Consider the following 26,340-nt stretch of genomic DNA (forward strand, 5'->3'; position numbering starts at 1 on the left):
CGAAGGCCACCGCAGATTGAGGTCTGGTGCTGGTCACAGCGGCAGAGCGTCTCACCATCCGGCCCGATCAAGGAGATTTCTCATGAGCACCACCCCCGCCATCACCTCTTATGCATTGGCACCGGCCAAGACCGTTGCGGTCGGCGGTCAGACCTTCGCCTACCGCGAATACGGGCCGGAAGAAGAGGTTCCCGTCGTCTTCTTCGTGCACCTCGCCGCGACGCTCGACAACTGGGACCCGCGGATCGTCGACGCCATCGCGAAGACCCGCCACGTGATCACCTTCGACCAGCTCGGCGTGGGCGCCTCGAGCGGCACCTTCCCCGACACTCTCGAGAAAGCGGCCGAAGACGCGTACTCCTTCATCACGAAGGGGCTCGGCTACACGAAGATCGACCTGTTCTCGTTCTCGATGGGCGGCATGATCGCCCAGGACCTGGTCGTGAAGCACCCGACGCTCGTCCGCAAGCTCGTGCTCACCGGCACCGGCCCGCGCGGCGGCAAAGACATGGACAAGGTCGTCGGCACGACCTACTGGGACATCCTCCGCGCCACGCTCACCCGTTCCGACCCGAAGGAATTCCTCTTCTTCAACCGCGACAACGCCGGCAAGAAAGCCGCCAAGGCGTTCGTCGAGCGCCTCAAGGAGCGCACCGTCGATCGCGACAAGGCGATCAGCACCAAGGCATTCCAGACCCAGTTGAAGGCCATTCAGCGCTACGGTCGGTCCGCCCCGTCAGACCTCTCTGTCATCACGCAGCCGACCCTCATCGCCAACGGCGACAACGACCGGATGGTGCCCTCCGTGCTCTCCGAAGATCTGCACGCGCGGATCAAGGGGTCCGAGCTGATCATCTACCCGGACTCCGGCCACGGCGCCATCTTCCAGTACTGGGAGAAGTTCGCCCCGGTCGCCGCGAAGTTCCTGAGCAAGTAAGTCCGGTGCCCGCCGACGGCGCCCGCACGACGGTCACGACCGGCGTTGGGCGTCGGCGGGGCGGGCAGCGGGCGGCGACCGTCGATGTCTTGAAGCGGGTGGGCGAAAACTGCCGACGTGCGCTCTCAGCGAGTACGGTGCGCTGCGGCCGATTCAGCCGCGCGAGCGCGTCGACGTCCGCGCCGCGTAGTGAGGTCCGGATTTGCGGCCGAACGGACGAACGGCTCCGGAAGGAGCTTGAACAACCAGTTCAGATCACCCCAGCCCGTCGCTTTATACATCGAGTAGATCGCCCACCACAGCAGGAGACCTCCCGTGAGCCACGGAAGGATGCCTGTGAAGGCGGTCGTGTGAACGACGTTGTTGGACATGATTCCGGTCGGCCGGTAGCTCGCAGGGGCCGTGCCATCGACGCCTACCGCCCCGTCCAAGTAGATGTCGTGCTTGACGATCGTCCCGTCATGACTCGTCCATGTTCCGACGGGCCGGCATCCCCGGCGGGGCGAATCCTCGCAGTACTCCTCCGTGAACGTCCCCCAGATGATGGGCTCGCCTGCGTCAACGACTGATGCAACGAAAAGCGCTGCTAATACGCCCGTCAGGGCGACGGCGAACAGATGAAAAGCGATCTGGCCCACGCGCCGCAGTCGACTCTCGAGCTGACGCCGGCTCGTGACGTACCGGTCATACGCGGCGTGGGGAGAGGCCGCAGTCGGCTCCGGCATGATTGCGACATTAGTGGAAGCTGCGACTCCGGCCTGTCTTCCGGCCCGCGCCGCGCTGCTCGTGGATGGCTGCGACCCGTCGCGTTCCTCCGGCAGGCCGTCGCCGCGCCCGTTCAGCGTGTTGCGCTGCGCTCCGTCCACGCACTCTTCCGTGTGGACTCCGCGGCGGCGAAGCTCCCTCCCCTGAAATCTGCGATCTCCTCGAAAGTGCCGGACTGAAGGCGCAGGCAGCCGTGAGGCCGTCCGCATCCGTAGGCGACTGCGTTGTCATTTGCCCCGGGAAGAACTCGTCAGTGGACACGTGGGTTCCGGCACGATCATCGCAGCAATAGGACCGCGGACTACAGTTCACGCATGAGCATCCCCCGCGGCTGGTCCGCGCTCGTCGGCATCGTTTCGGCCGCGGTGACGTTGGCCGTCGCTGAACTGGTGTCGGTGGTGGTCGGCCCCGGCGGGAGCCCGATGGTCGCGGTGGGCGCGTGGGTCATCGATCTCGTGCCGCCGTTCGTGAAGGACACCGTGATCGCGCTGTTCGGCACGGCCGACAAGATCGTGCTCATCGGCGTGCTGGGGCTCCTCGTTGCGGGGCTCGCTGCCCTCGCGGGGATCGCGCAGTACCGACGGCCGCCGCTCGGTGTCGTGCTGCTGGCCGTGGTCGCGGGAATCGGCGCACTCGCGACGGTCACCCGACCGGACTCCTCGGGAATCGACGCTCTGCCCAGTGTGATCGGGATGCTCGCCGGGGCGGCCGTGCTCATGCTCGCGACCGCGCGACTGAAGGCGTGGCGCGACGTCGCCGCGCCCACGGAACCGGGCGCGGTGAGCGCCGCGCCATCCCGGCGTGCTTTCCTCCGCATGGTCGGCGTCGCCGGCGTGGCGACCGTGGTCGTTGGACTCGGGTCGCGGGCCTTCACCGCTGCGACGGCCGCGGTGACCGCCGTGCGCGCGTCTCTGACGCTGCCGTCGCCCGCCGTCGCCGCGCCCCCGGTGCCGGCATCCGCATCTCTTGATGTGCCTGGCCTCAGCCCGGTGATCACGCCGAACGCCGATTTCTACCGCATCGACACCGCTCTTCAGGTGCCGTCGGTCGATCCCGCCGAGTGGTCGCTCCGCATCCACGGCATGGTCGAGGAAGAGGTCGTGATCACCTGGGCGCAGCTCATCGCGCTCCCGCTGGAGGAGCATGCGGTCACTCTCTCGTGCGTCTCGAACGAGGTCGGCGGCGACCTCATCGGCACCGCGATGTGGCTGGGATATCCCCTCCGCGAACTCCTCAAGCGCGCAAGGCCACAGGCGGGGGCCGACATGGTGCTCTCGCGCAGCATCGACGGGTTCACCGCCTCAAGCCCGCTCGAAGTGCTGCAAGAGGAGGACCGCGCGTGCCTGCTCGCCGTCGGGATGAACGGCGAGCTGCTGCCGCTCGATCACGGCTTCCCGGTGCGGATGGTGGTGCCCGGTCTCTACGGCTACGTGTCGGCGACCAAGTGGGTCACCGAGCTCGAGGTCACGACGTTCGACGCCGAGAAGGCCTACTGGTCCACGCGCGGATGGAGCGAGCGTGGCCCGATCAAGACGGAGTCGCGCATCGACGTGCCCCGTTCCGGGCAGAGCGTCACCGCAGGAACAGTGACCGTCGCGGGAGTCGCGTGGGCACCACACACGGGCGTTGCGAAGGTCGAGGTGCAGATCGACGGCGGCGAGTGGCAGGAGGCGCGACTCGCGCAGGCGGTCAGCGCGGACACCTGGGTGCAGTGGGTCTTCGAGTGGGAAGCGGCAGCCGGCTCGCACGACATCGCGGTGCGGGCAACCGACGCGACCGGGTACACGCAGACTGAGGACGAAGCGGCGCCCGCGCCCGACGGGGCGACGGGATGGCATCGGCGGACTGTGTCGGTCGGCTGAGCAGGGATCGGACTCCCGGTAAGCCGCAGCGCTCGGGATCGACTCCCCACGGCGATCTGAGACGCCTCTGGAGGGACTCGAATCCAAATCGCCGCGTATCCAGTACATCCAGCAGCGACTTCTCGGAACTACGCGGGTTCTTCAGAGTCCGGCGACATCAGGGGCTAGCTCGGGCATCGTCCAGAGTCATTTCGCGAGGGCCGCGCCAACATCATCGATACCGACAGCTAGACACAACGCGGACATCGCGCGCCTCGAGCGCCTCCCGCATGCAGGGTTGCAAAGCCCTGGGCTTATCACGGGATTCGCCCCGCCGAGAAATACCAGCCATGTAGCATCCGGCGCGGCCTCGCTCTCGCGAAGAGAGATGACCGCGCATGGCACCGATAGTGTTCTCGCATGTCTCAGACGTGGTTGGACTATGTGGGGCCGCTCGCCACCGCGGCGTCTGCCGCAGTCATCGCCTGGCAAGCCTGGTTGACGCGAAGCGCCTTGAAAACATCGCAAATTGCGCTCCGGGAGAGCCAGATCTCACGCGTTGAAGCGCAAGCGCCCCGTCTGTCGGTCTACGCCGCTGGGGTAGACCCGGAGCCAATGTGGCTTGTTCACGCACCAGGAGCGATGCACCTTGACGCAGTTTCGATTCCCAATTCGCACGTGTTCAAACTGCCGCGAGACGCCGATCAGGAAGTCATTCTGGGAGCGAGTTTCATGTTCTCAAATGATGGACCCGGAAATGCGATCCTTACCGTCGAAGACGACAGCGGAGACGTCTTCTCCGAGATGCTGGCTATTGTGGGTGAGGGTCAACGCTATGAGTACTGGGTCAAGAAAACGGTCGCGGAGTGGGTTCGCTTGCTTCGACTCGGTGGGCAGCAGCGGATCAGTCGCCTCACCGTTCGATACGAAGGATCGCGCGACTCCGACGTCTCCGAAGCTCACGTGATTGAAGTCCACGGGAACGCCCTCCGCCCCGTCGTGGACGCGGAAGGCGACTGGCGCGTGATCGATTACTCAGACGCAGAGCGCGTGGTTGGCTCAGTACTTCCTACAACGCGTACCTACTGGAAGTCACGAACTCGAAACGAGACCTTTTAGTCGAAGCAGTACGTCAAGGACAATCGCATCAGCGGCATGCGATGGCGACTCACGCGGACGTATAGCGGCTCCGGCTGACAGATATTGCTCAGAGCGGGCAAGAACGCCTCACATTCCATAAGGAACGAATCGAGGCTGTGCCCCTGGAGGGACTCGAACCCCCAACCGTTTCCTTAGGACGGAACTGCTCTTCCATTGAGCTACAGAGGCTGGCGATCCAAGTCTAGCCGCCGGCGGGCGTCCGCATCCGCCTGCCGTTCGGGGCGTAATCGTACGTTCGGGGCGCGAAAATCGAGCCCCAAACGCGGGAACGTGCCCCAAACCCAAGAAACACAGCAGCCCGAGCAACGAACAACAAAGACCTCACCCCGAAACGGCCTGCCCGACCTTGAACCGCGCGCCGTGGTGCTCGGCAGGGAGCCGGTCGCCGCGACCGTGCAGCTTGTGGCGGAGCGTGCCCTTGGCGTACTCCTCGGGGTAGGCGCCGCGGCGGCGGAGCTCCGGGATGATGAACTCCACGATGTCCTCGAATGTGCCGGGAGTGATGGCGTAGGCGAGGTTGAAGCCGTCCACATCCGCCTCCTCCGCCCAGGCCTGCAGCTCGTCGGCGATCTCTTCCGGGGAGCCGACGATGAGCGGGCCGAGGCCGCCGATGGCGCCGAGCCGCGCGATGTCGCGGACCTTCCACTCGGTGCCGTCTTCGTTCGCGGTCTGGAAGTTCGCGACCGCCGACTGGATCGCGTTGCTCTTCACATTGCCGATCGGCTCGTCGAGGTCGTACTGCGACAGGTCGATGCCCATCCAGCCCGACATGAACACGAGCGCACCCTCTTCACTCGCGTAGTTCAGGTAGTCGGCATACTTCGCCTGCGCTTTCTCGGCCGTCTCGTCGGTGATGATCGTCAGCAGCGTGTAGATCTTCGCCGAGTCGCGGCTGCGACCCGCGGCCTCGAGGGCGTCGCGGATCTTCTTCACCGTGCCGGCGAGCGCGGTCTTCGTCGGCGCGGCCACGAAGATCGCCTCGGCGTTGCCTGCGGCGAACGCGATCCCCCGCGGCGACGCCCCGGCCTGGTAGATCACCGGCGTCCGTTGCGGCGACGGCTCACTCAGGTGAATCCCCGGCACCGTGTAGTGCGTGCCGTAGTGGCCGATCTCGTGCACCTTCGCCGGGTCGGTGAAGACGCCCGTCTCGCGATCGCGCACGACGGCGTCGTCTTCCCACGATCCCTCCCACAGCTTGTAGAGCACCTCGAGATACTCGTCGGCCACGTCGTAGCGCTGGTCGTGCTCGAGCTGATCGTCGTGCCCCATGTTGCGCGCGGCACTCGGCAGATAACCGGTGACGACGTTCCAGCCGACGCGACCCTTCGTCAGGTGATCGAGCGTCGAGAGCCTGCGGGCGAACGGATACGGATGCTCGTACGCCGTGCCCGCGGTGATCCCGAAGCCCAGATGCTCGGTGACCGCCGCCATCGCCGACACCAGCAGAATCGGATCGTTCACCGGCACCTGCGCGCCGTGCCGGATGGCGGCCTCGTTCGAGTCTCCGTACACGTCGTACGTGCCCAGCACATCCGCGATGAAGATGCCGTCGAAGCTCCCCCGCTCAAGCAATTTCGCGAGCTCGGTCCAGTACGACAGGTCTTTGTAGCGCGACGACTGGTCGTCGGGGTGCCGCCACATTCCCGAGGACTGGTGGGCGACACAGTTCATGTCGAAGGCGTTGAAGCGGATCTGCTTGGTCATGCCAGCATCGTGCGACGGCACCGTCCGTCGCGTCGAGCCGAGGGACACGGGGCGTCACATCCCGCGCCGCGAAAGCGCGCTCCACCGCGCGAAATCGCGGAATTCGGGCAGCCCAAGCCGCCCCCACCACCAGCATCCCGTGCCGCACCGAACCCATGGCCGCCCCACAGGTTTCCCTTTAGCTCTTCCCAGGATCGGTCACCACGGTGAGACCTATGAGCACCCACAGATCCCCCCGATCCCTGTTCACCGGCGCCACCATGATCCTCGCAACCGTCGCCGTCCTCACCGGCTGCGCGGCCGCCGCCCCCGCCCCGTCAACCGGCGACGCATCGCCCGGCGCGACGACCGCATCCACGATCCAGGATGGCGGCACTACCGCCGACCGCACCGACACCGCGACGGAGAGTGCGAACCTCGAGATCGTCACCCGCCTGATCACCGATGCGTTCGCCGACCCCTCCTCGACCACCGCGACGGGCACGGCCGAAGAACTCGTCGCCGCCGATGCCCTCGCGCACGGCGACGGCCTCGCCCCCGGCCCCGACGGACTCCTCGCCCAGTTCACCGCCGCACACACCCGCATCCCCGGCGCGCAGGCCGTCATCAAGCACACCGCGGCCGATGGCGACCTCGTCGCCGTGCATTACCAGATCACGGCCACTCCCGACGATGAGCGCACGGGCGAGGCGGCGGTCGACCTCTTCCGGGTGACCGACGGCACGGTCGTCGAACGCTGGTCGTTCGATCAGACGGTGCCCACCGGAACCCCGGCCAGCGGCAACACCAACACGATGTTCAGCGACCTCTACGAGCCCGCCGACGACACCTTCGTTCCCACGGAAGAGCAGGAAGAAGCGAACCGCGAGCTCGCCGTCGGCGCTTACAACACGCTGTTCCGCGACCAGGACCCGAGCATCCTCGACACCGCGTTCGACCCGGCCTACCTGCAGCACAACTCGGTCGCACCGAACGGCACTGAAGCGCTGAAGTCGTTCTTCTCCGGAGGCGCGGCGTTCCCGCCGAACGAGTCGGTCATCTCGCTCTCCGACGGCGACCTGGTGTGGACGTTCTCACAGCCGGTCGGCGCCGCATCCGGAGACGCGTTCGTCGCGGCCGACATCTTCCGCGTCGACGAGAACCTCATCCGCGAGCACTGGGACGTGGTCCCGACGACCCCGGCGAGCTGACTCCTTCTCCCGGTCGTTCGGGGCCGGGCTACGGGCCCGTTCGGGGCACGAACCTGCGGTTGGGGCATGAAAATTGCGCCCCGACCGCAGTTTTGTGCCCCAAACCCGTTGAACGAGCGCGGGCGAGGGTCAGTGGAACAGGCGTCGCCAGAGGTTCGTGTCAGCGAGGTCGAGCAGCTCGTTCCCGCGACCCGACAGCACCGTGCGCAGCGCCCACAGCGAGAATCCCTTCGCCTGCGCGAGCGTGATGGTCGGCGGCACCGACAGTTCTTCGCGGGCGACCACGACGTCGACGAGCACAGACCCCGGGGCGGCGAGAGCCCGACGGAGCGCCCCCTCGAGATCGGCGGCCTTCTCGACCCGGATGCCGGTGATCCCGACCGCCTCGGCGACCGACGCGAAGTTCGGATTCTGAAGATCGGTGGCGTAGTTCACGATGCCCGCGGCCTTCATCTCGACCTCGACGAAGCCGAGCGACGAGTTGTTGAACACGACGATCTTGATCGGCAACGCGTTCTGCGTGATCGAGAGCAGATCGCCCATCAGCATCGCGAGCCCGCCATCACCCGCGAGCGCGATGACCTGACGATCGCGGTCGACGGCCTGCGCACCGAGCGCGTGCGGCAGCGCATTCGCCATCGACCCGTGCGTGAACGAACCGATCAGACGGCGCTCCTTCGTCATCCGCAGGTACCGCGCCGCCCAGATGACGGGCGTGCCGACGTCGGCGGTGAAGACCGCATCCGGATTCGCGAGCTCGTCGAGCAGCCGCGCGACATACTGCGGGTGGATGGGCTCCTTGCCGTCATCGTTCGCGAGGCCGTCGAGCTCGCGCCGCGTCTTGGCATAGTGCTCCACGCTGTCTTTCAGGTGCGCGCCGTCTCGACCGGTGCGAAGCAGCGGATGCAGCGCCGCCGCCGTCGCTCCCACATCGCCCACGAGGCCCGCATCGATCGGCGTGCGCCGGCCGAGCTGCTCGCCGCGGATGTCGACCTGCACGATCTTCGCCTTGTCGGGATAGAACTGCCGGTACGGGAAGTCCGATCCGAGGATGAGCAGCGCGTCGCACTTCTCGATGGCCCGGTAGCCCGACGTGAACCCCAGCAGACCCGTCATTCCGACGTCGTAAGGGTTGTCGTACTCGATGTGCTCTTTGCCGCGGAACGCGTGCACGATCGGGGCCTGCAGTCGTTCAGCGAGCGCGAGGACCTCCGCGTGCGCACCGGCGACCCCGGCACCGGCGAGGATCGTGACCTTCTCGGCACCGTCGAGCAGCGCGACCGTGTGCGCGAGCTCAGCCTCCGACGGCACGATCACGGGCTTCGCCGCACGGATGGGGGCGCTGTCGCGCCGCGCGGGAGCGTCGGAGAAGAACACGTCGCCCGGCACCACGACGACAGCAACCCCGCGCTTCTCGATCGCCGTCCGCATTGCGATCTCGAGCACCCACGGCAGCTGCGACGGATCGCCGACCATTTCGCTGTAGACGCTGCACTCGCGGAAGAGTTCCTGCGGATGCGTCTCTTGGAAGTAGCCGCTGCCGATCTCGGCCGAGGGGATGTGCGAGGCGATCGCCAGCACGGGCACCCGCGAGCGCTGCGCGTCGAAGAGACCGTTGATGAAGTGCAGGTTGCCCGGTCCGCAACTGCCCGCGACGACCGCGAGCTCGCCCGTGATCTCGGCCTCCCCCGCCGCGGCGAACGCGGCGGCTTCTTCGTGCCGCATGTGCAGCCACTCGATGCCGTCCTCCCGCCGAAGGGCGTCGGTGAAGGCGTTCAGCGAGTCGCCGGGCAGACCCCAGACCCGTGTGACACCGGCGGAGCGAAGCGTGCGGACGAACAGTTCTGCGACGTTTTCGGCCATACCCTCACGCTAACCGCGGGCGCCCGGTCATGGGAGGGATGGTGAGGACCGGGCGGGGCGACTATCGTCGCCGCCCGCATCCGGGCCGCGCCCGCCGATGGCGCCCGTTTCCTGTCGTGGCGCCAGATTCCTGTCGCGGCGCCCGTTTCCTGTCGTGGCGCCAGAAAATCGTGGCGCCGGAACAGGGAACTGTAGCCATCGCGGTCGGGGCGAGAGAGCCGGTGTCTGCATCCGGGCCGTTCCCGGCTCGTTTCGCGGACGCGCTTGTTTTCGGCTGCCGCGCCACAGATCTGGCGCGCGTCAGCAGGAAACAGGCGCGCGGTCCAATCGGGGCCCCGTGGATCGCTCCGCGCCGACGATGCGCGGAATCACGCGGATCCTCCGGACGGACGGGTCCACTCCCGCCCGGGTGGACCGGCGAGCAGCGCGATCCGCACTGATGAGATCGGATCACCGACCCGACCCGGAGGTGGTTCCATGTTCGTCTTCGTCACGCTCAGCATCTTGATCGCCCTCGCCGCCGCCGCGGGCTCGGTGCACGCGGTCATCACCGACCGGCCGGCCGCACGGCGACACGTGGGCGACTACGACTCGCGCCGACCGTCGCCGTGAGCCGGACGCACGTGTGAATAACCTCCACATCGCCGTCTGAGGTTGATCCGGCCGCGGATTCTCGGAATCGTGGCCGGTCCGCAGTCATCGATCGAAGGGAGAGCACCATGCTCACACTTACCGACAACGCGGCCACGGCGGTCAAGACGATCTCGTCGCAGATCCCCACGGAAGGCGGCGGTCTGCGCATTCGCGACACCGGCCCCGACACAGGCTTCGAACTCGCCCTCGCGACAACCCCCGAAACCGGCGACGCCGTCGTCGAAACCGACGGAGCCCGCGTCTTCGTCGACTCCTCGGCCAGCGACGCCCTCGGCGACCGTGTGCTCGACGCCGACATCAGCGAAGACGGCTCGGTGCGCTTCGCCCTCGGCGTGCGCGACTGAGACCCCGCGCGAAGGGCCCGGAGACTCGTTCTTCGGGCCCTTCGCCATGTGCGGATGCGGGCGTCGCGCGGGCGCGGGCGCGGACGTCGTGAGGGTCGGATGCGGACGCGGGCGTCGTGCGGGCGTCGTCGGGATGCGGGCGTCGTGCGGGCGTCGTGGCGCCGCGCGCTCCCGCATCCGCTGCTCATCGGAAATCGCGGGACTGGTGCTGCACCCCCACCCGCAGGTCTTCGAACCCGTCGGCGACGAGGTTCGTCACCCCCTCGACGGATCGCTCCAGCATCCCTCGCACGATCAACGCCGGGGCATCCCGCACGAGTCGCCGGTGCCGGTTCCACACCCCGACCGAGCAGATGACGTTCACGAGGCCGTGCTCGTCTTCCAGGTTGATGAACGTGATCCCGGATGCGGTCGCCGGCCGCTGCCGGTGCGTGACGAGACCCGCGACCTCCACCCGACGCCCCGTCTCGTGCGTCCGCAGCCCCCGCGAGGTGAGCACCCCGCGGGCATCCAGTGCGGGGCGGAAGTGCGCCATCGGATGGTCGTCGGTGGAGATTCCCGTCGCCCACAGGTCGGACGCGAGCAACTCGTAGCTGGACGGGTCGGGAAACAGCGGCGGCTGCACGGAGATGAACGATCCGGGCAGATACACCACGCGGTCCTGCGCGGCCGAGCCCGCCAACCAGATGGCTTCGCGCCGCGTGTGGCCGAAGCATCCGAAGGCTCCCGCCGTCGCGAGCGCCTCGAGCTGGGCGACGGTCAGGTCGGCACGGCGTACGACGTCGTGCATGTCACGGTAGGCGCCCTCGCGTTGCCGCTCCGCGACGATGCGCGCCGCGACCGCCGCCCCGATGCCCTTCACCGCCGCGAGCCCGAGGCGCACCGCGAAGCCGCCGTCGCGGCGATGCGCCGCCGACTCGTCGGGCGCCGCCGGATCGAAGTCCCGCACCGGCGGTTGCTCCCCCCGGCACGAATCGAGCCCCGTCGCTGCCGCGGAGTCACCGATCGTCTCGAGGGTCGCCTCTGCGCCGGAGAGCTGCAGGTCGGGCCGGCGCACCTCGACGCCGTGCCGTCGCGCGTCGGCCACAAGGGTCGCGGGCGAGTAGAAGCCCATGGGCTGCGCCCGGAGAAGGCCGGCGAGGAACGCACCGGGGTAATGCAGCTTGATCCACGAGCTGGCGTAGACGAGCAGCCCAAACGAGAGCGAATGGGACTCCGCGAACCCGAAGTTCGCGAACGCCTGGATCTTGCGGTAGATCGCGTCGGCGTCTTCTCCGACGATCCCGTGCCGGCTCATCCCCGCGTACAGCTTGTCGCGGAGGGACTCGATACGCTCCTGCCCCCGCTTGGACCCCATCGCGCGGCGCATGAGGTCGGCGTCCTCGCCGGAGAGGTCTCCGACCACCATCGCCATCTGCATCAACTGCTCCTGGAAGATCGGGATGCCGTGCGTGCGCTCCAGCACCGGCTTCAGATCCGGATGCGGATACGTCGTCTTCTCGAGCCCCAGCTTGCGGCGCACGAACGGATGCACCGCGCCCCCCTGAATCGGACCGGGACGGATGAGCGCGATCTCGATCACGAGGTCATAGAACCGCCGCGGCTGCAGCCGGGGCAGCAGACCCATCTGCGCCCGGGACTCCACCTGGAAGACACCGATCGAATCCGCCCGGCAGAGCATGTCGTAGACGGCCGCTTCGTCTTTCGGGAGCGAGCGGAGCTCCCACTCCTCGCCGGTGGTGTCACGGATCAGGTCGAAGCAGTACTGCAGGGCAGACAGCATCCCGAGTCCGAGCAGATCGAACTTCACGAGCCCCATCCAAGCGGCATCATCTTTGTCCCACTGGATGACGGTGCGCCCCGGCATGCGGGCGTGCTCGATGGGGGCCACCTCGCCGACCGGTCGCTCGGTCAGCACCATTCCCCCCGAGTGGATGCCGAGATGCCGCGGCGCTTTCAACAGCTCGGTCGCGTACGCGATGACCTGGTCGGGGATGTCATGGTCGGGCGCGCTGTCGAGCGATGCCCCCCAGCGTTCGACCTGCTTCGACCAGGCGTCCTGCTGCCCGGGCGAGTACCCGAGCGCACGCGCCATGTCGCGGATCGCGTTCTTCGGCCGGTACTGGATGACGTTCGCGACCTGCGCCGCCCGATCGCGCCCGTAAGTCGTGTACACCCACTGGATGATCTCTTCGCGGCGGTCGGAATCGAAGTCGACATCGATGTCGGGCTCTTCTTCACGCAGGCTCGACAAGAACCGTTCGAACGGCAGGTTGTAGTAGATCGCGTCGACCGCCGTGATGCCCAGCAGGTAGCAGATGGCACTGTTGGCCGCGGATCCTCGCCCCTGGCACAGGATGCCGCGGGTCTTCGCCTCTTGGACGATGCCGTAGACGATGAGGAAGTACCCGGGGAAGTCCTTCATCTCGATCACGTCGAGCTCGCGGGAGATGCGCTCACGCTGACTCGTCGTGAGATCGGGATAGGTGGCGGGCACGGCATCCCACACCAGTTTTCGCAGCCAGGTCATCGGCGTGTGCCCCTCCGGAACCGGCAGCTTCGGCAGCGCGGGCGTCGCCTTGCGGAGCGGAAAGGCGAGCTCGTCGGCGAGGGTCACCGTGCGCGCCACAGCACCCGGGTAGCGCGCGAACCGGGCCGCCATCTCGGCGCCCGAACGGAGGAACGCGCCGCCGTGCGCGGGCATCCACCCGTCGAGCTCGTCCATGCTGCGGTTGGCCCGCACCGCCGCGATGGCGGCGGCCAGCAGCCTCCGTTCGGGCACGGCGTAGTGCACGTTGCCGGTCGCGAGTAGCGGCAGTCCGCGCTTCGCGGCAAGGCCCGCGAGGATGTCGTTCGTCTCGGTGTCGCGCGGATCGCCGTGGTCGATGAGTTCGACATGCACCGCATCCGCCCCGAACAGGTCGACGAGCAGATCGAGTTCGTGTGCCGCCGCCGCGGGTCCGCCGGCGGCGAGCGCCTGACGGACTCCGCCCTTACGACATCCGGTGAGCACCGCCCAGTGCGGGTCGCGAGGGCCCCCGGCCTGCTCGGCGAGCTCAGCAAGGTCGTAGACCGGACGCCCCTTCTCCGCCCCGCGCAGCTGTGCGTGCGTCAACGCGCCGGCCAGGCGGTGATAGCCCTCCTGCTGCCGTGCGAGCACGACCAGGTGACGCCCGATCGGGTCGGGCTGCCCCTTCTGCGGCGCGGGGAGTTCGAGCGAGAGCTCGGCGCCGAACACGGTCTGCACGCGCCGTTCCTCGGCCGCTTCTGCGAACCGGACGATGCCGTAGAACCCGTCGTGGTCTGTGACTGCGAGCGCGTGCAGGCCCAGTTTCTCGGCCTGTTCCACGAGCTCTTCGGGAGAGGACGCCCCGTCGAGGAACGAGTACGACGAATGCGCGTGCAGTTCGGCGTACGGAACCACCTGTTCGGGGCGCTCGATCGGCGGCGGCACATAGGCCCCTCGTTTGTGGGACCAGGCCGGGCTGTCGCCGCCATCCGCCCCCGCGGGAGCTCCGCGAGGCCGACGGGTGTCGCTCAGGGCGCGCTCGAGTTCGGACCACGAGATCGGGGGGTTCTGCCATCCCACGGGTCGGTCCTCTCTGGGGTGTTCGGTCTTGCGGCGGACTCACGCCCGCCTCGGATGCGGATCAGTCGTACTTCGCCTCGGCGCTCCACCCCGCTTCTTCGTGCACGAGCAGCCACGCCTCTTGGGCGGCGTCGACGACCTGGAACCGGTGTGCGACGCGGCGGCGCACCGCATCCCACTCCCGCTCGATGACCGGCCACGGCCCCGCCCACGAGAGCACCCCGCGCCGGGCACCCTCGACGGCGATCGCGGCGGGTGGCGCCGACAACACACCGCGGGCATCGACCGACACGCGCTCGCCCCGCGCGTCTCGCACGTCGGCCGGGCGCGGCTGGGCGTACACGGTCGTGGGCAGCGGCGAGGGAAGCGACCCCGGCCACGGGCGGGACGGATCACGCGCCGTCGTCGCCCGGTCTCCCCACGGCACGAGCACCTGGCGTTCCTCGAGCCAGCGCCCGCCGCCGACGACCGGCGTCACGACCCCACGATGCCCGAGAATCGCCTGCACGCGCGAGAGGGCGTGGTGCACCTTCTCGCGTTCCCCCGCCCCGAACAGCCCGGCGACGTGATGAGCCGCGTCATCGACCGCCTCGGGAGCGATCCGCACGCGAGTCACACCGCTCCGGAACTGCTGTTCCTCGGCCAGCTGCCAGCGCACCCGGTCGATTACCGCGGGCGCATCGAACGTGCCCGGATGCAGCCATACCCGCTCGCTGCGTTCGCCGCGGTCGCCGCGCAACTCGACGCGCAGCTCGGTGCAGACCAGGCGCTCGGCGTCGAGGCGGGCGATGAACTCCTCGGCCGCTACACGCATGCCGAACGCCGCCTGTTCGGCGATCTCGACGGGCGGATCGAACGCGACCTCGCGATGCAACTCGGGCGGCGGCACTCGCGGCTCCACCGGCCGGGAGTCTCCCCCCGCCGCCATCGACTGCAGGTGCACGCCGCGCTCGCCCAGCCGCTCGCGCACCCGGTCGGCCTCAAGCGCGGCGAACGCCCCCAGCGTGTGCACGCCCAGCCGCGAGAGCAGGTGCGTCAGATCGCCCGCGATCGACGCGCCGGATGCGGCATCGACGAGCGCCGCGACCGGCAGCGGCGCGAGGAAGTCTGCGGCACGACCCGCCTGCACCACCCGGATCGGATCATCGACACGGGTCGCCGCCCGCGCCGCCTGCTCGGCCGTGAACGGACCGTCGGCGACCCCGACCCGCACATCGCCGATGCCCTGCGCGAGCAGCGCCGCCCGGAGCGTGTCGGCCGCCGCCGACTCGCCGCCGTAGTACCGGGCGGGCCCCCGGGCGCGAAGGGCGCAGAGCCCGGGACGAATCACCTGCACGTTCGGGGCGAGCTGCTCGATCGCGGCGACCAACGGCGAGAAGACCCGGTGGTCGCGCGCCGCATCGGCCGTCACGATCTCGAGCCGCGGGCAGTGCGCCTGCGCGTCACGCCGGCGCTGCCCCCGCCGCACCCCTTCGGCACGGGCCGCCGACGAACACGCCACGACCAGGTTCTTCTCGACCACCGCGATCGGCAGATCATCGTCCGCGCCGCTGAGGTGATGCGCCTCGGGCGTTGCTGCGCCGGACGTCACGCTGCCGGGCGTCACGGTGCCGGGCGTCACGGTGCCGGGCACCGCCGCTCCCACCGCTGCCCTGCCAGCGGGCATCGCCGGCTCCGACTCTGCCGCCTCGGGCTCCGCCGCACCAAGGGCCGCCTCGCGCGTCGCCGCACCAACGGCGGCACGCTCACGGCGCACCGCCACGACCGGCCAGTCGGGGATCCAGAGCACGAGACTGCGGATGGGTTCGGCCATCTCACCCCACCGCCCGCATCGGAAGGGGCACGGCCATCGGCGCGCCGAGCGGAGCCGCCATCGGGGCGAGCGCCCCCTCGCGGTCGGGCAGCAGCATCCGCGCCCGACGCGGCACCGGCGAGCGCCGCGACAGCACCGAGACGGTGACGGCACGTGACGTGAGGTAACCGTGTCCGTCGCCGAGTCCGCTCCACTCCGGCTCACCGATCTGCAGCGAGGCCTCGGCCTGCGGCCAGACCCCCTGCACGAGCAGCGTCGCCCCGCGATCGCGAAGACGTGCCATGAACCGCGAGGCCTCGGCATCCGACACCCGCCCGCCCGGACGCACCGCCACGACCGGCATCACCTCGGCGAGGGTCGCGGCGACGCTCAGCCATCGGGGACCGGGGTCGGGAACCAGCACGAGCCGCTCGAGCGCGACACCGAGCGAGGCGGCCGCCTCGGCGCCGAGCTCGGGCATGCCGATCGCCGCACACCAGGAACCCTCGCGCGAAGGACGCGCCATCAACGACAGCAACAGCGATGACGACGGAGAGACGGAATAGGCGGCACCGGCGCGAAGCCCCCCACCGGGAAGGAGCGCGGCGAGCGACGGATGCGTCGGCAGCACCGCCGCATCCATGCGCAGACCCTGCACGCGCTCGAGCTGCGCGCGGAGTCGGCGGACCTCGCCGACAGCGTCTTCTCGCACGATCACCTTCACTCCGACAGGCTAGAACGGATGTTCTAACTATTCAACGTCGGATTCGAAGATACGATCGACCACCGACATCGCGTCGGCGCGCCCAGGTCAGCCGGCGAGTTCTGCCGTCGTGCGGATGCGGGCGAACCCACCCTGCTGCAACACCAGGGCGGTATCGGCCATCAGCTCGGCCGCCGAACGGGTCACGGTGCCGAGACCGGAGATCTCGGCGGAGAGATCGAAGGTGCGCGTCGCGTCGAGCACCACGGTCGTGTCGTAGCCGAGGTTTCCCGCCATCCGCGCCGTCGTCTCCACGCACATGTTGGTCTGGATGCCGCACACCACAACCTCGTCGATCGCCTGCGCGGTGAGCCACGCGTGCAGATCCTGATCACCGTAGAACGCCGAGTTCACGGCCTTCGAGATGCGGAGGGCCGCCGGTGCGGCCGCAACTGCGTCGACGAGCGCATTGCCCGGAGAATCCGGATGCAGCGGCGAGCCCGGTGACACGGAATCGTGACGCACGATCACGATCGGTTCGTCGTTCGCGGTCCACGCGGCGATCAGTGCGGCGACGTTCGCCTCGCATGCCGGGTTCGCGGTCGGTCCCCAGAACGTCAGGTCGTCGAAGCCGCGCTGCATGTCGATCACCAGGAGAGCTCGAGTCATGAGCCCATCCCATCACGCCGCTCCGACCCCGGCGCCGCTCCCCCGGGATTCACTTGCGGGTCAGGCGGCGAGAGCCAGGTACGGCTCCCAGCACGGGTCGGCGCGCTCGGTGCCGCGCACGGTCCACTGTCCGCCGCGCGGCACGCCCGGCACCATCCGCAACGACCACGACATCTCCTGCGGCGTGCGGTCACCTTTCACGTTGTTGCAGCGCAGACAGCAGGCCACGAGGTTCTCCCACGTGTCCTTGCCGCCGCGAGAGCGCGGCTGCACGTGATCGATCGTCGAGGCCGCCTTGCCGCAGTACGCGCAGCGGTGACCGTCGCGACGCAGCACGCCACGGCGCGTGACCGGCACGCTCTGCCCTCCCGGGATGCGCACGTAGCGCGTCAAGACGATCACGGCAGGACGGTCATAGACCTGCGACGTGCCCCAGACGGGGTCTTCGTCGATCTGCTCGATGATCGTGGCTTTCTCGTTCATCACGAGCACGAGGGCTCGTTTGAAGGAGACCACGGCCAATGGCTCGTAGCCCGCATTCAGCACCAGTGTGCGCATTCCTTTGTCCTTCGAATAGGCCGGGACGGCTTCGCGGATATTCGATACAGCTGACGACGAGAGGCACGGAGGGATGAAAAAAGGCGCTGTCTTATAGACAGCGCCTAGGACGCACGGGTACCCCGTGGCATCCGATCACCCGATGCCGAAGAACGAGCAGGCCGAGCGCATCCATGGTTCGGATGCGTGGTGTCCCGCCCATCGGCTCCTCCGCTTTCTCTCAGCGTCGAGATCAGGGTAACCCACCGCGACACGCGCGGGGCGCATGGCGGGATGAACGACGGGTGACGGGTGTCGAGAAAGGTCAGCCGGCGTTGGAGAGCAGCCAGGCGTACGGGTCGACGTTGCCGCCGTTCAGCCGCACCTCGAAGTGCAGGTGGTTGGCCGTGGACGAACCGGTGCTGCCCATCAGGCCGATGATCTGACCGGCTTCGACGTACTGGCCGGGCGTCACGAGAACGCCGCCGTTCATCATGTGGCCGTACGTGGTGGAAACGGTCTGGCCGTTGATCACGCTGTCGAGCACGACCGCGTTGCCGTAGCCGTAGTAGTTGCCGGCGACCCGCACGGTTCCGGCGGCGGCCGCGTACTCGGGGGTGCCCTGCGCGCCGAGGAGGTCGACGCCCTGGTGGTAGCCGTCGGCGCCGAATCCACGACCCACGCGGATGGCCGACATGTCGACCGGCCAGCGCACGGTGCCGCTTCCCGGGGCGACCATCGTGAGGTCTACCGAGGCGCGGGAGACGGATGCAGCGGATGCGGAAGAGGCGGCGGTTGCGGCGCGCGCTGCGGCAGCCTCAGCGGCCTTCTTCTTCTCGATCTCTTCGGACGTCGTCGCGGAGTAGCTGTCGCGGGAGAGCTCGGTGGTCGTGACGTCGGACGCGATGACCAGGGACTGCGCGTTCTCGGCGGCGACCTGCTCGATCGTGACGGCATCGGTCGTCGGGTTCAACGCGGCGTAGGCGGGCAGCGCGACCGTGGCGACGAGGCCACCGACCATGCTCAGGATGACGACGCTGCGCAGCGGCTTGCGGAAGCTCTGGCCGAGAGCCGAGCGGGCGGATGCGGGGCGGCCGGACCGGACGATCGTCGTCGAGGTACGAGCCACTCGACGCTTCGCCGAGCGTGCGACGTCGCGCATTCCGCGGCGACTGGTCGCAGGACTCGCCGCGTCGGCGTCGGGTGCGCTCGATGACGCGTCGTTCTGATCAGCCAAATTCATCCTCCGTCGCCTCCACGCGGTTGCGTCAGCTCGTCGGCATTCGTTTCGGGCACGATATGCGAGTTTCACCGCGCGGACGACGAGCCATCAGAGGCAGTTCGAGCGGGGTCCGACGGCGGGCTTTCTCGCCTGTGGACTTTCCGAGGCTACCGAAAAATAACGAATAAGTCACGTTGCGGCCATCCGGCGAGACGTCTCCCGGCCTGGGGAGGAGGGGTGCGAACGCGCTCTCAGCGGCTCTCGTCGACCAGGAAGATGTGACCCGCGACCTCGACCGGCAGCTCCAGGCCCTCGTCGGAACCGTCCATCTCCACGAGGACGTAGCCCTCGTTGAAGCGGTACGAACCGGCGGCTCCCGGCATGACGCCCGCGGCGCGCAGCTGCTGCAGCAGCTCCGGATCGACCTGCGCCGGCTCGGCGAGGCGGCGCACCGTGCCCTGGATCGGACCCCCGGCAGCCTCGATCGCCCGGACCAGTCCGACCACGCCGTCCTCGAACGTGACCGACGGCAGATCGCCCAACTGGTCGAGGCCGGGGATCGGGTTGCCGTACGGCGATTCGGTGGGGTGCCCGAGCAACTCGACGAGGCGGCGCTCGACCTGCTCGCTCATCACGTGCTCCCAGCGGCACGCCTCTTCGTGCACGTAGGCCCAGTCGAGCCCGATGACGTCGCTGAGCAGACGCTCGGCGAGACGGTGCTTGCGCATCACGTCGACGGCCTTCTGCCGACCGGCTCCGGTGAGCTCGAGCGAGCGGTCGTCCGAGACGATGACGAGGCCGTCGCGCTCCATCCGCCCGATCGTCTGCGAAACGGTCGGGCCGGAGTGCCCGAGGCGCTCCGAGATCCGCGCGCGCAGAGGAATGATGTTCTCCTCCTCGAGCTCGAGGATCGTGCGCAGATACATCTCGGTGGTGTCGATGAGATCGGTCATGAATGTGTTCCTCGACGTTCGAAGCGGGGTAAGGCAAGCCTATCTGGCCGCACCGACACACGGCCGGGCTCGCGACCGGCGCAGTCATACAATCGGAGCCATGTCCCACGTCGTGCTTCCCCGCGAGATCCTGCCCGCCGACGGACGCTTCGGCTGCGGCCCGTCCAAGATCCGCCCGGAGCAGCTGGCCGCTCTGGCCGACGCCGGCGCGGTCGCGCTCGGCACCTCGCATCGCCAGGCCCCGGTGAAGAATCTGGTCGCGAGCGTTCGCTCGGGCCTCTCCGAACTGCTGCGACTGCCGAACGGCTACGAGATCATCGTCGGCAACGGCGGCTCGACCGCGTTCTGGGACGCCGCCGCCTTCGGGCTGATCGAGCGGCGGGCGCAGAACCTCGTCTTCGGCGAGTTCGGCGGCAAGTTCGCCTCCGCCGCAGCCGCCCCCTGGCTGGAGGCCCCCGACGTCCGCAAGGCCGCCCCGGGAACGAGCGCGACCCCCGAGGCCGTCGAGGGCGTCGACGTCTACGCCTGGCCGCACAACGAGACGTCCACCGGCGTGTCCACCGAGATCCGTCGCGTGCAGGCGGATGCGGGCGCCCTCACCGTCATCGACGCGACGAGCGCCGCCGGCGGCATCGACTTCTCCGTCACCGAGAGCGATGTGTACTACTTCGCGCCGCAGAAGAACCTGGGCTCCGACGGCGGCCTGTGGTTCGCCGCGGTCTCGCCGGCCGCGATCGAACGCATCGAGCGGATCGCCGCATCCGGACGCTACATCCCCGAGTTCCTCAGCCTGAAGAATGCGCTCGACAACTCGCGCCTGCAGCAGACGCTCAACACCCCGGCGCTCGCGACGCTCGTGCTGCTCGACTCGCAGCTGTCGTGGATCATCGGCAACGGCGGGCTGCAGTGGGCCGATGCGCGCACGCACGAATCCTCCGACGCGCTGTACGCGTGGGCGGAGGCATCAGCGGTGGCGACGCCGTTCGTGGCGAACCCGGCCGACCGCTCGCCGGTTGTCGTGACGATCGACTTCGATGAGACGGTGGATGCGGCTGCCCTCGCCGCGAGCCTTCGCCAGAACGGCATCGTCGACACGGAGCCGTACCGCAAGCTCGGCCGCAACCAGCTGCGCGTCGCGACGTTCACCTCGATCGATCCCGAAGACGTGCGTCAGCTGATCCGCTGCATCGACTTCACGCTCGAGAACAGCTGACCCGCGCCGAGCCGCCCCTGTGCCGCCGAGCCGCCCCGATATGCCGCGCGCACACCGGGGTGGCTCGCGGATAAAGGGTGGGTCGGCGGAGCGGGAACTCGCTAGCGCGCGTCGTCCTCGTCGTCCTCGTCGTCTGCGTCTTCGTCGAGCTCGTCGATGTCGACACCGTCGACATCGCCGGCGTGCAGGATCGACGATCCGTCCTCGTCAAAGTCGGATGCATCCGTGTCGTCGAAGTCGTCGAGGTCGTCCGACTCCTCGTCGGAGTCCTCGTCGCTCTCGGAGTCGTCGCTCTCGTCATCCGCGGCGCCCGCGGCTTCGGCCAGAGCGGCCTGCTGCACGTGGTACTCGGCCAGACGCGTGGCCCACGGCACCCACTCGGGAGCCAGGAGCGCGCCCGCGCCAGGCATCAGCTCGACCTCGAGCACGGTCGGCTCGGAGCCTTCGACGACGGCGAGCGTCACGGTCCAGTACCAGCCCGGGTACCCGGGAAGCCGGTTGTGGAAGCGGAGGGAGACGGCGCCGCCCGGCTCGACCGCGTAATCCGCGGCAGGGCCGACGGTCGCGGCGGGAGTGATCTCGTGCAGCGCCTCGAGCGCGAGATCATGCGCAGCGAGGAGCCGCGGATCGGGCTCGGCGGGCGTCTGCACGATCGCCTCGGCGGTCTCGACGACCTCGGCGGCCTCGAGTTCTTCTTCGGCCTCGGCCGTCTCGACGATCTCGCCGGCAGCCTCGAGCACCTCGACGACGTCCTCGGCGATCTCCGCATCCGCCTCGGACGCCGAGACGTCGGCGGTCTCGTTCCGAGCGTCGCCCTCGTTCAGAGAGTCACCCTGCACGCCCTCGGGCGCATCGGAATCAGGCGTCGAGGTCATCGGCTACCTTGCGCAGCACGGCCGCGATCTTCTTGGCGTGCGCCGCACTGGGGTACCGGCCGCGACGCAGGTCGCCGCCCATGTCGTCGAGAAGCTTCACGAGGTCTTCGATGATGATCGCCATATCGTCGGCGGGCTTCCGCGCGCGCTTGGCGAGGCTCACCGGCGCTTCGAGCACCCGCACCGAAAGCGCCTGCAGTCCGCGCTTGCCGTCGGCGACGCCGAACTCGAGCCGGGCACCCGCCTTCAGAGCCGTCGCGCCCTGCGGTAGGGCCGTGGCGTGCAGGAAGACATCCTGGCCGTCATCGGTGGTGATGAAGCCGAAGCCCTTCTCCTCGTCGTAGAACCTGACCTTGCCGGTGGGCATGCGAACCTCGCTGAATCATGCGCCCACGAAATGCGGGCACGACGGAACCGGGATCGGAAGACCCCCTTGACCAGACTACGTCACGGGCACGAGGCACTAGGCTGAGGCCGATGAGTACACCCACTCCGACCGACGATGTGCCAGTTCGTCGTATCGACCGCATCCTGGCGTTCATCTCTCTCGGTCTGCTCATTCTGTCGGTCGCCTGCTTCCTGGCGATCATGATCGCGACCGCGACGGGTTCGGACCACGAAGATTTCGGTACCGGAATCTGGCCGGTGGTCGGCGTGATCGTCTACATCGCTCCCCCGCTCGCCTTCGTCGCCATGGTCGCGCTGATCATCATGGCTTTCACCCGAAGGGCTCGGGCCAACCGAGGGAACTAACCGGTGGGCGACTCCTCCGACGAACGCGCGCTGGCAACGATGCTGGCGGCCTCCGATGATGCTGCGCTCGCGGACCTGTTCGCCGCACGCCGCGTGCCCGTGCCGAACCCGGCGCACGACTTCTTCGACATCTCCGCGGCGCTTCTCGCGGAGAACGCGATCGACAAGGCTCTGATCCGCCTTCCCGGCTCCCTGCTGCGTGCGTTGGCGGATGCGGATGACGCGGGTGTCGCCGCATCCGATCGCCCCGCTCTCACCGAACTCGCGCTCGTCGACGCAGACGGTCGCCCCTTCCACGTCGTGGCCGCGCGCTTCCGGGCGCTGCAGAGCGCTCCGCTGCCGACCGCGCACGGCCCTGCCACCGAACCCGAGCCGTCCGACGAGCGGGTCACCGCTGCCGCGGGCGAGCGCGCGTTCTCGGCGGTCGCGGCCCTCGCCGATGTCGTGGTCGCCGCACTGTCGGCGCCGCTCGGCCGCACCGGTTCCGGCACGGTGAGCGTGGCGGAACGTCGACGCCTCGTCGATGACGGTGCCGTCGCCGACGGAGACGAACTCGACGACCTCCTCGTGCTCGGGGCGGATGCGGGACTCCTCGATGACGGTGAGCGCCTCTGGAGCGCGACCGACGACGCTGCGGCCTGGCTGAGCGAATCGACGGCGTCGCGCTGGGCGGAAGTCGCGCGCAGCTACGCCGCACGTCTGCCCTCTGCCGTGCGGACGGTCGACGGCGGGTTCCTCCCGCCGGACGCCTGGCCCGCGTCGTATCCGCTCGATCCCGATTGGCCCGCACGCGCGACCGCGCTCATGCGGCGAGGGCGCCGCTGGGGCATCCTCACCGAGAACGGCAGCGAGCCCGCCTGGACGACCGCGCTGCGTCGCCACGGCGAACCCGACATCGAGGCGCTCAGCGCTCATCTGCCCCCCGAGGTGGATCGCGTCTACCTGCAGGCCGATCTCACGGCGATCTCCCCCGGTCCCCTCGTTCCGGCCGCGGAGCAGCGGCTGCGTTCGATGGCGGTCCGCGAGACCCGCGCGCAGGCGACGACCTACCGGTTCACGGCGGAGTCGCTCACCGCGGCGGTCAGCGCCGGCGAGACCCCCGACACCATCCGTGCGTTTCTCGGCGAGCTGTCGCTCACGGGCATTCCGCAGCCGCTCGACTACCTGATCGAGACGACGGCGTCCCGACACGGCCTGCTGCGCGTGTCGACCGACCCGGCGTCCGGGCGCACGGTGGTTCGCAGCGCCGACCCGCAGTTGCTCGCGACGATCGCCGTCGACCAGGCGCTCCGCCCGGTCGGACTCGTGCACGACGGCGCGACGCTCGTCTCCCGCGCCTCGCGCGACACCGTCTACTGGTCGCTGTTCGACGCGCGCTACCCGGTGGTCGCCGTCGGCGACGACGACGGCGTGCAGCGGCTCTCCCGTCGCAGTTCGCGAGATATGTCGACCTCGGCCGACGCGGCCGAACGCTACGCACGCCTCATCCAGACCCTGCGCCTGGCGCACGGCCCCGACGCCGACGCCGCCTGGCTGGAGCGCGAGCTCGAACAGGCCGTCCGGGGGCGGACCCTCATCGAGGTGGACGTGCGGTTGCCGGATGCCTCGACCCGCACCTTCATCCTCGAAGCGACCGGAATCGGCGGCGGACGCCTGCGCGGCCTGGACCGCGCGGCGGATGTGGAACGCACCCTGCCCCTCAAGAGCATCGCCGGGGTCCGCCGCGCGTGACGACACGTGGCGACACGGCCTTCGGGCATAGCTCTCGCCGGTAGACTGGCGCGTTATGGCTGACGGACCCCTCATCGTCCAGAGCGACCGCACGGTGCTCCTCGAAGTCGCGCATCCGCGCGCCGAGGACGCGCGGCACGAACTGGCCGTTTTCGCGGAACTCGAGCGCGCGCCCGAGCACATCCACACATACCGCATCACGCGCCTGGGCCTGTGGAATGCGCGGGCCGCCGGACATGCCGCAGAAGACATGCTCGCCACGCTCGACCGCTGGTCGCGTTTCCCGGTGCCGCCGTCGGTATCGACGGACATCCGCGAGACCGTGACCCGCTATGGGCGTCTTGTGATCGAACGCGGCCCGTACGGCGACGAGGAGTCGGCGCTCATCCTCCGCTCCACCGACGCTCCCGTCCTCGCGGAGGTCGCTCGCAACAAGCGCATCCAGCCGCTCCTGATCGCGCACCCGAGCCCCGACACGTACGTCATCGACCCGTGGGCCCGCGGTCACATCAAGCAGGAGCTGCTGAAGATCGGGTGGCCGGCCGAAGACCTCGCCGGGTACACGCCCGGCACGCCCCATCCGATCGAACTCCAGGAAGACGGGTGGACGCTGCGTCCGTACCAGCGGAAGGCCGTCGACATCTTCACCGATGGCGGATCCGGGGTCGTCGTGCTGCCCTGTGGCGCCGGCAAGACCCTCGTGGGCGCGGCGGCGATGGCCGACACGAAGACCACCACGCTGATCCTCGTCACCAACGCGGTCAGCGCGCGGCAGTGGCGCGACGAGCTCCTCAAGCGCACGACGCTCACCGCCGAAGAGATCGGCGAGTACTCGGGGCAGGTGAAAGAGGTCAAGCCGGTCACGATCGCGACCTACCAGATCCTCACCGCGAAGAGGAAGGGCGAGTACGCCCACCTCGCCCTGCTCGACGCGCTCGACTGGGGCCTCGTGGTCTACGACGAGGTGCACCTGCTGCCCGCCCCCGTGTTCAAGCTGACCGCCGACCTGCAGGCGCGCCGCCGGCTCGGCCTCACCGCGACGCTCGTGCGCGAAGACGGTCGCGAAGGCGACGTCTTCAGCCTGATCGGGCCCAAGCGCTTCGACGCGCCCTGGAAGGAGATCGAGGCTCAGGGCTTCATCTCCCCCGCCGCCTGCTACGAGGTGCGTGTCGACCTCCCCGCCGACGACCGTCTCGAGTACGCCGCCTCCGCCGATGAGGACCGCTACCGGCTGGCGGCCACCGCATCCGCGAAGATCAGCGTCGTCCGCTCGCTCGCCGAGCGGCACGCCGGCGAGCAGATCCTCGTGATCGGGCAGTACCTCGACCAGATCGACACGCTCGCCGAAGCGCTGAACGCGCCGAAGATCACGGGCGCCACGCCCGTCGACGAGCGCGAACGGCTCTACCAGGCGTTCCGCGTGGGCGAAGTGCCCCTGCTCGTGGTGTCGAAGGTGGCGAACTTCTCGGTCGATCTGCCCGAGGCATCCGTCGCCATCCAGGTGTCGGGATCGTTCGGCTCCCGGCAGGAGGAGGCCCAGCGCCTCGGCCGGCTGCTCCGCCCGAAGACGAACGGCCACACGGCGAGTTTCTACACGCTCATCGCCCGCGACACGGTCGATCAGGACTTCGCGCAGAACCGGCAGCGGTTCCTCGCCGAACAGGGATACAGCTACACGATCCTGGATGCGGACGCCCTCGCCGCCGCATGAGAGGCACGTGACGGCGCCCTCGGCGACTCTCGAATGCGCCGGTGGCACGCCAATTCTCATGTTCACCATCAGCGGACAGACCCCTCGTGCGGGCGATTCTCCAGCCAGCGCATCGACGAGGTCACCATAATGA

The 26,340-nt window shown here is 68.8% G+C and carries 22 protein-coding genes and 1 tRNA gene; 10 read left to right on the forward strand and 13 right to left on the reverse strand.

The annotated features are described in order from the left end of the window. The first annotated feature begins 82 nt into the window (after positions 1-82). Complete coding sequence (locus LQ938_RS11060) at positions 83-937, forward strand: alpha/beta fold hydrolase (protein WP_223723007.1); 855 nt, start codon at positions 83-85, stop codon at positions 935-937. A gap of 125 nt (positions 938-1,062) precedes the next feature. Here LQ938_RS11060 and LQ938_RS11065 read toward each other — a convergent pair whose 3' ends face one another. Continuing rightward, positions 1,063-1,662, reverse strand: coding sequence for a hypothetical protein (locus LQ938_RS11065; RefSeq protein WP_231341321.1), 600 nt, complete (start codon positions 1,660-1,662; stop codon positions 1,063-1,065). A gap of 354 nt (positions 1,663-2,016) precedes the next feature. On the opposite strand from LQ938_RS11065, the gene LQ938_RS11070 reads away from it, so the two are divergent. Both LQ938_RS11070 and LQ938_RS11075 read left to right on the forward strand, forming a co-directional pair. Further along, on the forward strand, positions 2,017-3,564 hold the full coding sequence (locus LQ938_RS11070) for a molybdopterin-dependent oxidoreductase (protein WP_223723005.1): 1,548 nt from the start codon (positions 2,017-2,019) through the stop codon (positions 3,562-3,564). 399 nt (positions 3,565-3,963) lie between these two features. Beyond that, positions 3,964-4,662, forward strand: coding sequence for a hypothetical protein (locus LQ938_RS11075; RefSeq protein ID WP_223723004.1), 699 nt, complete (start codon positions 3,964-3,966; stop codon positions 4,660-4,662). Between the two features lie 138 nt (positions 4,663-4,800). On the opposite strand, the gene LQ938_RS11080 is transcribed toward LQ938_RS11075, so the two are convergent. Beyond that, positions 4,801-4,872: transfer RNA gene (locus tag LQ938_RS11080), tRNA-Arg, on the reverse strand. 153 nt (positions 4,873-5,025) lie between these two features. Beyond that, positions 5,026-6,408 carry an LLM class flavin-dependent oxidoreductase gene (locus tag LQ938_RS11085; RefSeq protein ID WP_223723003.1) on the reverse strand — a complete coding sequence of 461 codons (1,383 nt, stop codon included), beginning with the start codon at positions 6,406-6,408 and terminating at the stop codon, positions 5,026-5,028. 215 nt (positions 6,409-6,623) lie between these two features. Here LQ938_RS11085 and LQ938_RS11090 point away from each other — a divergent pair, with 215 nt between their 5' ends. Beyond that, a complete protein-coding gene (locus LQ938_RS11090) occupies positions 6,624-7,598 on the forward strand; it encodes a nuclear transport factor 2 family protein (RefSeq protein WP_223723002.1) in 975 nt (324 codons plus the stop codon). Between the two features lie 129 nt (positions 7,599-7,727). Here LQ938_RS11090 and poxB read toward each other — a convergent pair whose 3' ends face one another. Further along, positions 7,728-9,461, reverse strand: a complete 1,734-nt coding sequence (gene poxB / locus LQ938_RS11095; RefSeq protein WP_223723001.1) for a ubiquinone-dependent pyruvate dehydrogenase — start codon at positions 9,459-9,461, stop codon at positions 7,728-7,730. 477 nt (positions 9,462-9,938) lie between these two features. Here poxB and LQ938_RS15485 point away from each other — a divergent pair, with 477 nt between their 5' ends. Beyond that, entirely contained in the window at positions 9,939-10,073 is a 135-nt protein-coding gene (locus LQ938_RS15485) for a hypothetical protein (protein WP_263317697.1), read from the forward strand. 107 nt (positions 10,074-10,180) lie between these two features. After that, the gene (locus LQ938_RS11100) at positions 10,181-10,459 is read left to right on the forward strand and encodes a Fe-S cluster assembly protein HesB (RefSeq protein ID WP_223723000.1); all 279 of its coding nucleotides are present in this window, start codon (positions 10,181-10,183) and stop codon (positions 10,457-10,459) included. Between the two features lie 184 nt (positions 10,460-10,643). Here LQ938_RS11100 and LQ938_RS11105 read toward each other — a convergent pair whose 3' ends face one another. From LQ938_RS11105 to LQ938_RS11135, 7 genes are all read right to left on the reverse strand, one after another. Then, the gene (locus LQ938_RS11105; RefSeq protein WP_223722999.1) at positions 10,644-14,048 is read right to left on the reverse strand and encodes an error-prone DNA polymerase; all 3,405 of its coding nucleotides are present in this window, start codon (positions 14,046-14,048) and stop codon (positions 10,644-10,646) included. 61 nt (positions 14,049-14,109) lie between these two features. Continuing rightward, positions 14,110-15,861, reverse strand: coding sequence for a DNA polymerase Y family protein (locus LQ938_RS11110; RefSeq protein ID WP_223722998.1), 1,752 nt, complete (start codon positions 15,859-15,861; stop codon positions 14,110-14,112). A gap of 1 nt (position 15,862) precedes the next feature. Next, positions 15,863-16,564 carry a hypothetical protein gene (locus LQ938_RS11115; RefSeq protein ID WP_223722997.1) on the reverse strand — a complete coding sequence of 234 codons (702 nt, stop codon included), beginning with the start codon at positions 16,562-16,564 and terminating at the stop codon, positions 15,863-15,865. A gap of 87 nt (positions 16,565-16,651) precedes the next feature. Then, a complete protein-coding gene (locus LQ938_RS11120) occupies positions 16,652-17,212 on the reverse strand; it encodes a cysteine hydrolase family protein (protein ID WP_223722996.1) in 561 nt (186 codons plus the stop codon). Positions 17,213-17,272: 60 nt separating this feature from the next. Next, positions 17,273-17,770, reverse strand: coding sequence for an HNH endonuclease (locus LQ938_RS11125; RefSeq protein WP_223722995.1), 498 nt, complete (start codon positions 17,768-17,770; stop codon positions 17,273-17,275). A 304-nt stretch (positions 17,771-18,074) separates the two neighbouring features. Next, on the reverse strand, positions 18,075-18,986 hold the full coding sequence (locus LQ938_RS11130) for a M23 family metallopeptidase (RefSeq protein WP_223722994.1): 912 nt from the start codon (positions 18,984-18,986) through the stop codon (positions 18,075-18,077). A 236-nt stretch (positions 18,987-19,222) separates the two neighbouring features. Beyond that, entirely contained in the window at positions 19,223-19,924 is a 702-nt protein-coding gene (locus LQ938_RS11135; RefSeq protein WP_223722993.1) for a metal-dependent transcriptional regulator, read from the reverse strand. A gap of 100 nt (positions 19,925-20,024) precedes the next feature. Here LQ938_RS11135 and serC point away from each other — a divergent pair, with 100 nt between their 5' ends. Then, the gene (serC, locus tag LQ938_RS11140) at positions 20,025-21,137 is read left to right on the forward strand and encodes a phosphoserine transaminase (RefSeq protein WP_223722992.1); all 1,113 of its coding nucleotides are present in this window, start codon (positions 20,025-20,027) and stop codon (positions 21,135-21,137) included. A gap of 101 nt (positions 21,138-21,238) precedes the next feature. Here the strand turns inward: serC and LQ938_RS11145 are convergent, their stop codons facing one another. Both LQ938_RS11145 and LQ938_RS11150 read right to left on the reverse strand, forming a co-directional pair. After that, positions 21,239-22,012: a DUF3027 domain-containing protein gene (locus LQ938_RS11145; RefSeq protein ID WP_223722991.1), complete on the reverse strand. Its 774-nt coding sequence runs from the start codon at positions 22,010-22,012 to the stop codon at positions 21,239-21,241. Further along, positions 21,996-22,379 (reverse strand): cold-shock protein, encoded by a 384-nt coding sequence (locus tag LQ938_RS11150; protein WP_223722990.1) that lies wholly within the window; start codon positions 22,377-22,379, stop codon positions 21,996-21,998. Before LQ938_RS11150 ends, LQ938_RS11145 begins: the two co-directional genes overlap by 17 nt. Positions 22,380-22,489: 110 nt before the next feature. On the opposite strand from LQ938_RS11150, the gene LQ938_RS11155 reads away from it, so the two are divergent. The 3 genes from LQ938_RS11155 to LQ938_RS11165 are packed head-to-tail and all read left to right on the forward strand — an operon-like array spanning position 22,490 to position 26,207. Continuing rightward, entirely contained in the window at positions 22,490-22,765 is a 276-nt protein-coding gene (locus LQ938_RS11155) for a multidrug ABC transporter ATPase (protein ID WP_223722989.1), read from the forward strand. Positions 22,766-22,768: 3 nt separating this feature from the next. After that, on the forward strand, positions 22,769-24,496 hold the full coding sequence (locus LQ938_RS11160; protein WP_223722988.1) for a helicase-associated domain-containing protein: 1,728 nt from the start codon (positions 22,769-22,771) through the stop codon (positions 24,494-24,496). Positions 24,497-24,551: 55 nt separating this feature from the next. After that, entirely contained in the window at positions 24,552-26,207 is a 1,656-nt protein-coding gene (locus tag LQ938_RS11165) for a DNA repair helicase XPB (protein WP_223722987.1), read from the forward strand. Positions 26,208-26,340: the final 133 nt, after the last annotated feature.

The organism is Microbacterium sp. cx-55 (assembly GCF_021117345.1).
Taxonomy (GTDB): Bacteria; Actinomycetota; Actinomycetes; order Actinomycetales; family Microbacteriaceae; genus Microbacterium.